Below are 12,302 nucleotides of genomic sequence, written 5' to 3'. Positions count from 1 at the left end.
AGCGCCAGCATGTCGGTTGCATTGGCGGTCCGAGCGACTATATTCCGCGCACCTTTGGCCGGGGTGCGTTGCGCCCCGGCTCGTTCCGCAGGAGATACTGATGTTCGTGACACCGGCTTATGCGCAAACGGCAGCGGGGGCGCCTGACATGCTGATCAGCATTTTGCCGTTCGTGCTCATATTCGTCATCATGTATTTCCTGATCATCCGTCCTCAGCGCCAGCAGATGAAGCGGCGCCAGGAGATGCTGGCGGCCGTCCGCCGCGGCGATTCCGTGGTCACCGGCGGCGGTCTGGTCGGCAAGGTCACCAAGGTGATCAACGACAACGAGCTCGAGATCGATCTCGGCGGCGGTATGAAGGTGACGGCCCTGCGCTCGACCATCGCCGACGTCCGGGTCAAGGGCGAGCCGGTCGCCAACCAGAACGCCCAGAAATAAACAAGATGCGGGCGGACGCCTAGCGCTTTCGCCTGACAGGACAGCACATGCTCTATTTCTCGCGCTGGAAGACCATCCTCATTTGGCTGGCGGTGCTGTTAGGCGTCGTCTTCTCGGCGCCCAACCTGGTCTCCCAATCCACGCTCGCCAACTTGCCGGACTGGCTTCCCAAGCGCCAGATGACGCTGGGCCTCGACCTCCAGGGCGGATCGCACATCCTCTTGCAGATCGAGCGCCAGGATCTCATCGACGAGCGACTGGAGACCACCCGCGACGATATCCGCCGCCTGCTGCGAGACGAGCGCATCGGCTATACGGGACTGTCGGGCACCGGCCGGACGGTGCAGGTGCGTATCCGCGACCAGGCCGACATCGAAAAGGCCAAGGAAGCGCTCGCGTCACTGACGGAGCCGATATCCGCGGGCCTCTTCGCCGGCGGCACCGTGTCGGAACTGGAACTGGCGGAGCCGGAACCCGGCCTGCTGCGCTACACGCTCACCGAAGAGGGTATCACCTACCGGCTGAATTCGGCGCTGTCGCAGTCCATCGAGGTGGTCGGCCGGCGTGTCAACGAACTCGGCACCACCGAGCCGGTGATCCAGCGTCAGGGCGACGACCGCATCCTCGTGCAGGTGCCGGGGCTACAGGACCCGCAGCGCCTGAAGGACATTCTGGGGCAGACGGCGAAGCTGACCTTCCAGATGGTCGACAGCAGCGTGCCCGTCCAGGAAGCGATCGAGGGTCGCCCGCCCGCGGGCTCGACCGTAATGTATTCGACCGACGATCCGCCGGTACCCTACCTCATCGAGAACCGCGTCATCGTCTCGGGCGAGAACCTCGTAGACGCGCAGGCCTCCTTCGACCAGCGCACCAACGAGCCGGTGGTCTCCTTCCGCTTCGACACCAAGGGCGCCTCGCGCTTCGGCCAGGCGACGCAGCAGAACGTGGGACGCCTGTTCGCGATCATCCTCGACAACCAGGTGATCTCGGCGCCGCAGATCCGCGAACCCATCCTGGGCGGCACCGGACAGATTTCGGGCAATTTCGACGTCCAGAGCGCAAACGATCTCGCCGTGCTGCTGCGGGCGGGCGCGCTGCCGGCGAACCTGACCATCATCGAGGAACGCACGGTCGGCCCCGGCCTCGGCCAGGATTCCATCGACGCCGGCAAGCTGGCCGGCGTCATCGGCGCGGTTCTCGTCGTCATCTTCATGTTCGCTGCCTACGGCTTCCTCGGCCTCATCGCCAATCTCGCGCTCCTCGCCAACGTGGCCATGATCGTGGCGATCCTGTCCGTCCTTGGGGCAACCCTGACGCTGCCCGGCATCGCCGGCATCGTGCTCACCATGGGCATGGCGGTCGATTCGAACGTCCTGATCTACGAGCGCATCCGCGAGGAGCGGCGAAACGGGCGATCGCTCATCCAGGCGATCGACGCCGGCTTCTCCCGCGCCATGGCGACCATCGTCGACGCCAATCTGACGACGCTGATCGCGGCCGTCGTGCTGTTCTATCTCGGCAGCGGTCCCGTGAAGGGTTTCGCCGTGACGCTCGCCATCGGCATCGTGACGACGGTCTTCACCGCCTTCACCGTCACCCGCTGGATGATCGCCACCTGGGTCCGCCGGGCAAAGCCGAAGGAACTGCCACGCTCCTACATATCGCTGATCAAGTCTGGAACGCGCATCCCGTTCATGGGCATGCGCCGTTGGACGTTCGGCCTGTCCTCGGCGCTGTCGATAGGCGCCGTCGTGCTGTTCATGACGGTCGGCATGAACTACGGCATCGATTTCAAGGGCGGTTCGCTGATCGAGGTGCAATCGCGCCAGGGAGCGGCAGACGTCGGCGAGATTCGCGGACGCCTTTCCGGACTGAATCTGGGCGAGGTGCAGGTCCAGCAGTTCGGACCCGAGACGGACGTGCTGATCCGCGTTCAGGCGCAGGATGGCGGCGAGAACGCCCAGCAGAGCGCCGTCACGAAGGTTCAGACGGAACTGGGAGATGATTTCGACATACGCCGCGTCGAAACCGTGGGTCCGACGGTGTCGAGCGAGCTGGCGACGCAAGGAACGATCGGCGTGCTGGTCGCCTTGATGCTCATCCTCGTCTATGTCTGGTTCCGCTTCGAGTGGCAGTTCGCGATCGGTGCCATCATCGCGACGGTGCACGACATCGTCATCACCATCGGCTTCTTCGTCATCAGCGGCATCGAGTTCAATCAATCCTCGATCGCTGCCATCCTGACGATCGTCGGTTACTCGCTGAACGACACTGTCGTGGTCTACGACCGCGTGCGCGAGGAGTTGCGGCGATACAAGAGGATGCCGTTGCCGCAATTGCTCAATATCGCCATCAACGAGACCCTGTCGCGAACGACGCTCACTGCGCTCACGACGATCCTCGCCCTGCTTGCGCTGTTCCTGTTCGGCGGAGAGGTCATCCGTTCGTTCACTGCGGCGATGCTGTTCGGCGTGATCTTCGGTACCTATTCGTCGATCTTCATCGCCGCGCCGCTCCTCATCCTGTTCAAGCTGCGCCCCGGCGCGCTCTCGCAGGAAACGGACGACAACGCGACAGGTACGATGCCGACGCAGGCCTCGAAGGCCTGAGCAAGGCATGAGCAGCGGCATGATCATCCGCGAGGCCCATTTCCCGGGCCGCGCACCGATCGACGCATATGGCAATGGCGGCTTTCGCTTCGCCGGCATGTCCCACCGCGGATCGATCCTCTGCTTGCCGTCGGGCATCCATGGCTGGCAGCCTTCCGACCCTGAAGACCTCCGCGAGGAGGACCTCGCCAAAGTGTTGGCGGAGGCGGTCGGGATCGAGGTCCTGCTGGTCGGTATGGGCCGCGATCTCCGCCGCTTGCCCACACCATTGCGACAGACCTTGCGGGACGCCGGCCTCTCGGCCGATTCGATGTCGACCGGATCGGCGGTGCGCACCTACAACGTGTTGCTGGCCGAGGAAAGGGCAGTGGCGGCCGCGCTCGTCGCTGTCGAATGACATGGAAGCCGATGCCGGCCATGTGACCGAGATCGTCCGCAAGGGCGATCCCGACCGCTATCTATCGGTGCTCTACGCACCGGAAGACAAGCGGGCGGCGCTTCTCGCGCTCTATGCCTTCAACGTCGAGGTCTCGCGCGTGCGTGATATGGTGAGCGAGCCGCTGCCCGGAGAGATCCGGCTGCAATGGTGGCGGGACATGATCGCTGCGCCAGAAGGAGCTGTCACCGGCAATCCGGTCGCCGACGGACTTCGGCGCGCGATCGAGGACCACGAGCTTCCACGTGCCGCCTTCGACAACATGCTGGAAGCCCGCATCTTCGATCTTTACGACGATCCGATGCCCGACCGGAACAGCCTCGAAGGCTATTGCGGGGAAACAGCGGGCGCGCTGATCCAGCTCGCCTCCCTCGTGCTCGAACCGGAAGCCGCAGTCGCCCACGCCCCGCTTGCCGGTCACGCGGGCTGCGCCCAGGGCATCGCTGGGCTCCTGCGCCTCCTGCCGCAGCACCGCGCCCGCGGCCAGTGTTACGTGCCCGCCGACATCCTCGCTGCCGCCGGAACCGACCGCGAGGCATTGCTCGGCGCGGGCGAGGGGGCCGAGCGGGCGGTGGCGGCGATGATCGCATTGGGACGGGAGCACCTCGGGCGTTTCGAAACGGGCGCCACAGGCATGACCCTATCGTTGCGGCCCGCCTACCTGCCGGCCGCGCTTGCCGGCGCGCAGTTGGATCGCATCGCCGCGTCACCCTTGGACGGCGGCAAGCCGATATCCGTGACGCGAAAGCACTGGATCATGCTGCGCCGCGCCGCCCGCGGATGGTGACGATGCCCGGCTTTGACGTCTGGCGCAGGGATGCTAATTCTGGCTGTCGCCGGTCCGCAAAGGCTGGCGGCGGGAGGATGAAAGAGGCATGAGCCTGCCGTTACTCGTCGCGATGGTGGTGGTCGGCATCGCCGCCATCGTTCTGTCGGTGCATCTCACCGGCGGAACGCGCAATGCCGTGCTGCCCGACGCGCAAGCGGCGCGACAGCGTTTCGCCGTGGATTTTCCCGGGGAGAGGACCGGCGCGGTGGTGCTGTCGAGCGATCGCGGCGCGGCGTTCCTGGAACTGTCCGGCGAACGCACCGGCATCGTACAGGCCTTCGGCGGACACTTCCTCACGCGTATCGTGACCCCGGCCGACATCCTGAGGGTGGAGCCGGCCGGATCAGCGGCGCTGCAACTGACGCTTAAGGATTACACCTGGCGCGGTGGACGATTCGAGTTCGCGGATCAGGGCGAAGCGTGGCGGCTGGCCGGCCGGCTCGTCCCCTCGCACAAACATCAAACGAGGGAGAGCGCCTGATGGACGGATATCAATTCCCGAAAGTCACGGAACTGGCGATCCCCTTCTTCGTCGGAGCGATCCTGCTTGAACTGTGGCTCGTGCGCACCGGCCGTGCCAAGGGCGATTTCGAGACCCGCGACACACTGACCAGCCTGATGATGGGCACCGGGAACGTCGTCGCCGGCATCCTGCTCGGCTTCGTCGCCTATACCGCGTTGCTCTGGGTGTGGCAGTTCCGCGTCTTCGATCTCGGCCTGCACTGGTGGGTCTTCGCCATCGCCTTCCTGCTCGATGATTTGCGCTACTACTGGTACCACCGCATCGCGCACCGGGTGCGCTGGGTCTGGGCCGAGCACGTCAATCACCATTCGAGCCAGCACTACAATCTCTCGACGGCGCTGAGGCAGTCCTGGACCGGAACCTTCACCGGCATGTTCGTCCTGCAGGCGCCGATCGTGCTGCTCGGGTTCCATCCGGCGGTAATCGCCTTCGTCTTCGGCTTCAACCTCGTCTGGCAGTTCTGGATCCACACCGAGGCGATCGACAGGCTGCCCCGCTGGTTCGAGGCGGTGTTCAACACGCCCTCGCACCACCGCGTCCACCACGCCACCAACCCGCGCTATCTCGACGCCAACTACGCCGGCACCCTGATCGTCTGGGACCGTATTTTCGGCACCTTCGTCCCGGAACTTGATGAGGACCGGCCGCGCTACGGGATCGTCAGGAACCTCGGCACCTTCAATCCGGTCAAGGTCGCCTTCCACGAATGGTGGGGTATGCTGAAGGACGCCGTCTCGCCCGGACTGACGGTACGGCAGCGTCTTGGCTACCTCTTCATGCCCCCCGGCTGGAGCCACGACGGCTCGCGCCAGACTTCGGAGAGCATCAAGGCGGACTACGTGCTCCGCAATCCGGGTGAAGCCGGAAGGCCGGGATTGCCGGGCGAGCCGGTGCGGGCGAACGGTGTGGTTCAGGCGGCGGAGTAGGCGCGCACGCGATACCGCCGACGTTATTCCTCTTCAATGTGGCGTTGCAACGTCTCGTCGCATTGGCCGTTTCGTTACCCCTTCGGCAAAAGGTCCGGAAACGCCGCGTCCCGCTTGGCCATCTTCGCCTGCACGGCCGCCATCAGATCGCCGGGCCGCAGCATTCCGGCGTTCCAGGCTGCGATGTAATCGAGGCCGTCTGCCACAGAGTGGTCGCGCGAATAGGCGAGATTGCGCTTGATGCCGGCGATCGCCAGCGGCGATTTCGCCGCGACGGAGCGGGCAAGGTCCAGCGCCGCCGCGAGCATCGCCTGCGGGTCTGCATGGATGGCCGAGACGAGACCGAAGCCTTTCGCCTCTTCGGCCCAAAAGCGTCGGCCGGTATAGGCGAGTTCGGCTGCGATCGCCGGTGCTATGAGCTTCGGCAGGCGCTGCAGCGTGCCCACGTCGGCCGCCATGCCGATGTGGATCTCCTCGATCGCGAAGAACGCGTCGGACGACGCGATCCGCATGTCGCAGGCGGTAATCAGGTCGATGCCCCCGCCTATGCAGGCGCCATGAATGGCCGCGATCACGGGGAAGCGGGCGCGCTCGATGGCGTTGAACGCGTCCTGCAGGTTCAGGATGACGTCCCGCATGGCATAGGCGGCGCGTCCCGGCTCGTTGTCGAAGAGCCTGGCGATGTCGGCGAAGGCCGAAAGGTCCATTCCGCCGGTGAAGTTGCGGCCCTCTCCGGAAATCACGGCGCAGCGGACCGTCTCGTCGCGCCCGAGCGCATCCAGATGGCGAGGAAGGTCGCGCCAGAAGTCGGGCGACATGGCGTTCGAGCGCTCGGGACGGTTCATCATGAGGTGAACGACGGCGCCATCACGCTCGACGCGGAAAAATTCGCTGCTCTGCTCAGGCATCTCGCATCCTCATCCATTGACGGTTCGGGCCCGGTCCAGCCATGTCCGCAAGGGCAAGGCGCTTGCGAGTTCTTAATGATCGATCGGTTAGGACTTGCACATGATCTCCCCGCTTGCCACGGTCTCCGCCCAGCCGATGCCTCCTGCCGCGCCGCATCCGCGCGCCAGCGCGTTGAGCCTAGCCGAACTCCTTGGTGCGCTCAGCCACGCGCTCGATCTCACGGAAGGGCAGCCTGTCGGCCACTGCAAGCGCGCCTGCTGGATCGGTACGCAGATCGGCATGGAAATGGGGCTCGACGACGCGGCGCTGTCCGACCTCTATTTCACCGTGCTGTTGAAGGATCTCGGTTGCTCCAGCAACGCGGCGCGTATCTGCGAACTCTATCTGGCAGACGACATCTCGTTCAAGCGCGACTTCAAAACGATTGACGGCAGCCTCGCCGCGGCCCTGCGGTTCGTCTTCGACAAGACCGGTCTGGAATCAGGCTTCTCCGAGCGCGTGCGTGCCATCCTCAACATCTTGCGCAACGGCGGTCAGATTGCCCGCGAACTTATCGAGACCCGTTGCCATCGCGGAGCGGATATCGCCGCCAAGATGCGATTTTCCGATGCGGTTCAGGAAGGCATCCGCTGGCTCGACGAACACTGGGACGGTTCGGGCAAGCCGGAGGGAAGAGTGGGCGCCGCCATTCCGCTGGCCTCCCGAATCGCGCTTGTCTCCCAGATAGCCGATATCTTCCATTCCGATGGCGGGCGCATGGCGGCCCGCGCCGAGGTCTTGGCACGGCGGAACTCATGGTTCGATCCTGCCGTCGTCGATGCCTTCGCTGCCGCCGAGCGGCATCCAGGCTTCTGGGAGGTGCTCGAGGACGGGAACCTCGAAAACCACCTCTTCGCCTTGCCGCCGGCGCGCACGAGCGCAGTCGTGACCGAGGATTATGTCGACGACATTGCAGCGGCCTTCGCCGACGTCATCGACGCCAAAAGCCCCTTCACCGCCGGCCACAGCCGTCGTGTTACGCTCTTCACTGACATGATCGCGGAGGAACTGGGACTGGACCCGGAGCACCGGCGCTGGCTGCGGCGGGCCGCGCTACTGCACGACATCGGCAAACTTGCCGTCTCCAACCAGATCCTCGACAAGCCGGGAAAACCTGCCGAGGCGGAGTGGCAGTCGATCCGCAGCCATCCCGCCCACAGCGCCGATATCCTGCGCAAGGTGGCAATCTTCCGCGATTTCGCCGACATTGCGGGCGCCCATCACGAACGTCTCGACGGGAAAGGCTATCCGTACGGGCTGAAAGGCGACGAGATCTTGTCGGAGGTCAGAATGCTGACGGTCGCCGACGTCTTCGACGCGTTGACGGCCGACCGTCCGTATCGCGCGGCGATGCCGGTGGCCGAGGCCTTCGCCATCCTCGACCGCGACACAGGCGCAGCCTTCGACGGAGAATGCGTCGCGGCCCTGAAACGCGCCGTCGGTCGGCTGGCGGTGTCGGACGACAGGGAGGCGCCGGCCCTGCAATGGGGCTGACCCGCGCGAAGCGGTCGCTATTCCGCCGCCTGGCGCATTTCCAGCCCGAGCCATGCCTTGCAGTCGGCGAGAGCCCGGGCGGTCACGGCGCGCTTCTTGGCGGATGCCTTGTCCTTGCCGCGGAAACGCCCCTCGAATCCTTCCGGCTTCAGCTTGGTCCCCGGATCGAGCGGCGGAAACAGCCCGAAATTGACGTTCATCGGCTGGAAGGATCGCTTGCCGGGCTCGTCGTCGGAGACAATGTGACCGCCGGTGATGTGGCCGAGCAGTGCCCCGAAAGCGGTCGTGGCGGGGGGCGTGGAAAGCGGCCGGCCGAGCCGCTCGGCCGCGGCGAAGCGGCCGGCAAGAAGGCCGATCGCCGCCGATTCAACATAGCCTTCGCATCCGGTGATCTGTCCGGCGAAGCGCAGCCCCGGCCGCGACTTCAGCTGCAGCGAACCGTCGAGCAGCACGGGTGAATTGATGTAGGTGTTGCGGTGCAAGCCGCCGAGCCGGGCGAACTCCGCGTTCTTCAGTCCGGGGATCATCCGGAAGATGCGCACCTGCTCGGCATGCTTCAGCTTGGTCTGGAAACCGACCATGTTGTAGAGCGTGCCGAGTGCATTGTCCTGGCGAAGCTGCACGACGGCGTAGGCCTTGACCGCCGGGTCGTGCGCGTTGGTGAGCCCCATCGGTTTCATCGGCCCGTGGCGCAGCGTTTCCACGCCGCGTTCCGCCATGACCTCGATCGGCAGGCAGCCGTCGAAATAGGGGGTGCCTTCCCACTCCTTGAACTCGGTCTTGCCCCCATCGATCAGCGCCTGGACGAAGGCGAAGTACCGGTCCTTGTCCATCGGACAGTTGACGTAGTCCTTCCCCGTGCCGCCTGGCCCGACCTTGTCGTAGCGCGACTGGAACCAGGCGGTTTCCATGTCGATCGTGTCGAAATGCACGATCGGCGCGATGGCGTCGAAGAAGGCGAGCGCGTCGGCGCCCGTTTCGGCGCGGATCGCCTCGGCCAGCGATGGGGCGGTCAGCGGACCCGTGGCGATAATGGCCTGGTCCCACTCGGCCGGTGGCAAGCCCGATATCTCCTCGCGCAAGACCGTGACGAGCGGATGCGCCTCCAGCCTGGCGGTCACCGCGGCGGAGAAGCTGTCGCGATCCACAGCGAGCGCGCCGCCGGCCGGAACCTGGTGCGCGTCGCCCGACGCCATGATCAGCGAGTTCGCGAGTCGCATCTCGGCATGCAACAGGCCGACGGCATTGTTCTCCGCGTCGTCGGAGCGGAAGGAATTGGAGCAGACGAGTTCGGCGAGGTCGTCCGTCTTGTGGGCCTCGGTGCCGCGCACACCGCGCATTTCGTGGATGACGACCGGCACGCCCGCCGAGGCGATCTGCCAGGCGGCCTCCGAGCCGGCGAGCCCGCCGCCGACGACGTGGATGGGGGGTGTTGTCATGACGCCGGAGATATCCCCGGCCGAGGACGAATGCAATGTTGTCGGGGGTGACAGGGCAGGGGTCGAAAGGGGGCTTCACGTGTTGATCCGGGGAATGGCTCTCGCGATACGAGATCTCGCGCCATTACAAATCCCAAAGCCGAAAGCGGTCAGCACGATCGGCTGGCTTTTCGAATTCGTCACAGAAATGCCGCCGCGGCTGGTTGGACGCGAAGGCGCCGGTACAGGTTCATGCTTTAGGCGATGCTCACCGAAAAAATTTTTATATTTGCAAATATCCAATACAATTGCGTTCATCATGCGTTTGGTAGGGTGGAAGAGATACATAAATTTAAGAAAAAACAAATAATAAAGAAATTAAGAATCTTTGGCATTTGTAGAGGCGCGTAATAGAATTGCAAATATTGGAAGATGGGGGCACACTTCCATATCATTCACCAATGCGTATGGAGCAACAGAGATGAACTCCAATCCTAAGAATTCGCTCAGGTATCTCGCCATGATGGCGGCCTTGCCGATCGCGACGTTGATGTCTACACCCGCCGCCGCGCAGTCCGAACCGTTTGTCGGCCAATTGATGGTAACCGGCGCCAATTTCTGCCCCAGGGGGTGGGCGCGCGCCGACGGACAGCTCATCGCAATTCAAACGAATACCGCCCTCTTTTCGCTTCTCGGCACGACCTATGGCGGGAACGGCCAGACGACCTTCGCCCTGCCGGACCTGCGCGGGCGTGGGCCGATCCACAACGGGCAGGGGCCCGGCCTGACGAACTACCTGCAAGGCCAGATCGGCGGGACGGAACAACTCACCGTCGGCATCACCAACATGCCGTCCCACAATCATGCGGTCCAGGCCACCAACGAGTATGCGGACAAGGGGGGACCGGGAGGAAAGTTTCTCGGTTCGGATCCCGAGTTGCACGCGTACCACGAAGGCCCGGCGAACAAGATCATGAATTCGGCCATGATTACGAACACCGGCGGCGGCCAGCCAATAGCCAAGCGGAGTCCATACCTGACGATGATGTGGTGCATCGCGCTGTACGGCATTTACCCCCCGCGAGACTAGGTTCGGGACGCTCGGTCGATTGCCGGCGACGTCTCGTGCGCCGCAAGCTTGTCGATCTGGTGATGGCGCTGGGCGACGAGGAGGCCTGATCCGCGTTTGTGCGGGTGAGGTTTCGTCTTCTGTGGCGCGGGTTCTTCGGCGGGTTCCGGTATGATGGACTTGGGCGAGGCGGGCGTCTGCATGCTTGACGCATGGTGACGGGCTCGGCTAACAGACGCGCGCGCGAAACGGCATCCCGCCGTTTCGCGCCTTTCTTGAGGGGACACCCGTGGCGCGCTCGAACTACCTCTTCACCAGCGAATCCGTATCCGAAGGCCATCCCGACAAGGTCTGCGACCGCATCTCCGACGAGATCGTCGATCTGGTCTACCGGGAGGCGAAGAAGGCGGGCATGGACCCCTGGGACGTGCGCGTCGCCTGCGAGACGCTGGCCACCACCAACCGCGTGGTGATCGCCGGCGAGGTGCGGGTGCCGAAGTCGCTGCTCAAGCAGGACAAGGACGGCAACGTCCTGGAGGACGCCAAGGAGTTCCCCATCATCAACCCGTCGAAGTTCAAGTCGGCGGCGCGCAAGGCGATCCGCGCCATCGGCTACGAGCAGGACGGCTTCCACTGGAAGAAGGCGCGCATCGACGTGCTCCTGCACGGCCAGTCGGCCGACATCGCGCAGGGTGTCGACAACGCGTCGGACCGGCAGGGCGAGGAAGGCGCGGGCGACCAGGGCATCATGTTCGGCTATGCCTGCCGCGAGACGCCGGACCTGATGCCGGCGCCGATCTACTACAGCCACAAGATCCTGGAGCTCCTGGCCGCCGCCCGCCACAAGGGCGAGGGCGAGGCCTCCCGGCTGGGGCCCGACGCCAAGAGCCAGGTGACGGTGCGCTACGCCGACGGGAAGCCGGCCGAGGTGACGCAGATCGTCCTGTCGACGCAGCATCTCGAGGCGGGCTGGGACTCCAAGAAGGTGCGCCAGGTGGTCGAGCCCTACATCCGCGAGGCGCTGGGCGACCTGCCGATCGCCAAGGACTGCAACTGGTACGTCAACCCGACCGGCAAGTTCGTCATCGGCGGGCCTGACGGCGACGCGGGCCTGACGGGCCGCAAGATCATCGTCGACACCTATGGCGGGGCGGCGCCGCATGGCGGCGGCGCGTTCTCGGGCAAGGACACGACCAAGGTCGACCGCTCGGCCGCCTATGCGGCGCGTTATCTGGCCAAGAACGTGGTGGCGGCCAAGCTCGCCGAGCGCTGCACCATCCAGCTTTCCTACGCCATCGGCGTGGCCCAGCCGCTGTCGATCTACGTCGACCTGCACGGCACGGGCACGGTGGAGGAGGCGGCGGTCGAGGCCGCGCTGCGCAAGGTGATGGACCTGTCGCCGTCGGGCATCCGCCGCCATCTCGATCTCAACCGCCCGATCTACGCCCGCACAGCCGCCTACGGCCATTTCGGCCGCAAACCCGGCCGCGACGGCGCCTTCTCCTGGGAAAAGACCGACCTCGTCAAAGCCATCAAGGACGCCGTCGCCAGCTGAGGAACGTGCGGGTTCGATCTGCGCCGGCCGGTCTTCTCGTGGGCAGGAGAGCCTAG

General features: G+C 64.9%; 11 protein-coding genes. 9 read left to right on the top strand and 2 right to left on the bottom strand.

Annotated features, from left to right (window positions below):
* Positions 1-100 precede the first annotated feature (100 nt).
* The 6 genes from yajC to BSQ44_RS14330 all read left to right on the top strand — a co-directional run bounded on the left by yajC (position 101) and on the right by BSQ44_RS14330 (position 5,762).
* A complete protein-coding gene (gene yajC, locus BSQ44_RS14355; protein ID WP_072605332.1) occupies positions 101-439 on the top strand; it encodes a preprotein translocase subunit YajC in 339 nt (112 codons plus the stop codon).
* 47 nt (positions 440-486) lie between these two features.
* Complete coding sequence (secDF, locus tag BSQ44_RS14350; protein WP_072605330.1) at positions 487-3,048, top strand: protein translocase subunit SecDF; 2,562 nt, start codon at positions 487-489, stop codon at positions 3,046-3,048.
* A gap of 7 nt (positions 3,049-3,055) precedes the next feature.
* Positions 3,056-3,445, top strand: coding sequence for an Mth938-like domain-containing protein (locus BSQ44_RS14345; protein ID WP_072605328.1), 390 nt, complete (start codon positions 3,056-3,058; stop codon positions 3,443-3,445).
* 1 nt (position 3,446) lies between these two features.
* Positions 3,447-4,271 carry a phytoene/squalene synthase family protein gene (locus BSQ44_RS14340; RefSeq protein WP_072605326.1) on the top strand — a complete coding sequence of 275 codons (825 nt, stop codon included), beginning with the start codon at positions 3,447-3,449 and terminating at the stop codon, positions 4,269-4,271.
* An 88-nt stretch (positions 4,272-4,359) separates the two neighbouring features.
* Positions 4,360-4,794 (top strand): hypothetical protein, encoded by a 435-nt coding sequence (locus BSQ44_RS14335; protein ID WP_072605323.1) that lies wholly within the window; start codon positions 4,360-4,362, stop codon positions 4,792-4,794.
* A complete protein-coding gene (locus tag BSQ44_RS14330) occupies positions 4,794-5,762 on the top strand; it encodes a sterol desaturase family protein (protein ID WP_179948730.1) in 969 nt (322 codons plus the stop codon). Before BSQ44_RS14335 ends, BSQ44_RS14330 begins: the two co-directional genes overlap by 1 nt.
* Before the next feature lie 74 nt (positions 5,763-5,836).
* Here BSQ44_RS14330 and BSQ44_RS14325 read toward each other — a convergent pair whose 3' ends face one another.
* Positions 5,837-6,670: a crotonase/enoyl-CoA hydratase family protein gene (locus tag BSQ44_RS14325; protein WP_072605321.1), complete on the bottom strand. Its 834-nt coding sequence runs from the start codon at positions 6,668-6,670 to the stop codon at positions 5,837-5,839.
* Between the two features lie 136 nt (positions 6,671-6,806).
* Between BSQ44_RS14325 and BSQ44_RS14320 the strand changes: the two genes are divergently transcribed.
* The gene (locus BSQ44_RS14320) at positions 6,807-8,204 is read left to right on the top strand and encodes an HD-GYP domain-containing protein (protein WP_072608070.1); all 1,398 of its coding nucleotides are present in this window, start codon (positions 6,807-6,809) and stop codon (positions 8,202-8,204) included.
* A 17-nt stretch (positions 8,205-8,221) separates the two neighbouring features.
* On the opposite strand, the gene trmFO is transcribed toward BSQ44_RS14320, so the two are convergent.
* Complete coding sequence (gene trmFO, locus BSQ44_RS14315) at positions 8,222-9,643, bottom strand: methylenetetrahydrofolate--tRNA-(uracil(54)-C(5))-methyltransferase (FADH(2)-oxidizing) TrmFO (RefSeq protein WP_072605319.1); 1,422 nt, start codon at positions 9,641-9,643, stop codon at positions 8,222-8,224.
* Positions 9,644-10,103: 460 nt separating this feature from the next.
* Here trmFO and BSQ44_RS14310 point away from each other — a divergent pair, with 460 nt between their 5' ends.
* On the top strand, positions 10,104-10,712 hold the full coding sequence (locus tag BSQ44_RS14310) for a phage tail protein (protein ID WP_083534754.1): 609 nt from the start codon (positions 10,104-10,106) through the stop codon (positions 10,710-10,712).
* 268 nt (positions 10,713-10,980) lie between these two features.
* On the top strand, positions 10,981-12,246 hold the full coding sequence (metK, locus tag BSQ44_RS14300) for a methionine adenosyltransferase (RefSeq protein ID WP_072601982.1): 1,266 nt from the start codon (positions 10,981-10,983) through the stop codon (positions 12,244-12,246).
* Positions 12,247-12,302: the final 56 nt, after the last annotated feature.

The sequence above is a fragment of the Aquibium oceanicum genome (genome assembly GCF_001889605.1).
Taxonomy (GTDB): Bacteria; Pseudomonadota; Alphaproteobacteria; order Rhizobiales; family Rhizobiaceae; genus Aquibium; species Aquibium oceanicum.
Note: the sequence above shows the minus strand (reverse complement) of the source record. Positions and strands in the feature narration are given on the sequence as shown.